This window comes from Streptomyces echinoruber, assembly GCF_014651135.1.
Lineage (GTDB): Bacteria > Actinomycetota > Actinomycetes > Streptomycetales > Streptomycetaceae > Streptomyces > Streptomyces echinoruber.
In genome coordinates, this window is record NZ_BMWH01000101.1 from 1 (window position 1) to 610 (window position 610).

Consider the following 610-nt stretch of genomic DNA (forward strand, 5'->3'; position numbering starts at 1 on the left):
GCACCGCATCGCGTACGCGCGGGCGAGCGACGAACTCAAAGAGTGGTGGGAGTCCCACCCGCGTCTGACTCAGGCCGAGTTCATCGAGCAGGTCACCGGCAAGCCCCAACGGTGGGCCGCCGGGGCGAAGATGAACCGATACGACCACCAGCAGAAGCGATAGGGGGCCGCAGCATGGCACGCCGGGCCGAGATCACCGCCGCCGTCCTCGCCGGGCGCGAGGCCGGGTCACGGGGCGACCCGGTGACCGCCTGCCCGTATCCCGCGACCGACCTGCGCCGCCGCGCGTGGGTGAGCGGGTACGCCCAGACGCGCACCGTCGCGCAGGCCCTCGCCGAGCACGGGGGGCCGGACGTCGACCAGGACGTCGCCGACTAACAACCGAACATCGCAGCACCACCCCCGGAGGGGGTCCGCCAGGCGCGGGCCCCCTTTTCGCATGTCCGCACCCGGCCGGCGCCAGGCGCGCACGGCCCCTGACACCGTCCCAGGAGGACCCGTGTCCACCCCGACCCCGACCGCCCCGGCCGCCCCCGCGAACGCCCCGCAGACCCCGGCCGCGCCCGCGCCGACCGCCGCCCCGGCACAGCCGCAGGCCCCCGCCGCGCCG

General features: G+C 76.4%; 1 protein-coding gene. It reads left to right on the forward strand.

The features are described 5' to 3' along the window. Positions 1-174: 174 nt before the first annotated feature. Positions 175-378 (forward strand): Rmf/CrpP fold protein, encoded by a 204-nt coding sequence (locus IE225_RS32745; protein ID WP_190061293.1) that lies wholly within the window; start codon positions 175-177, stop codon positions 376-378. Positions 379-610 lie beyond the last annotated feature (232 nt).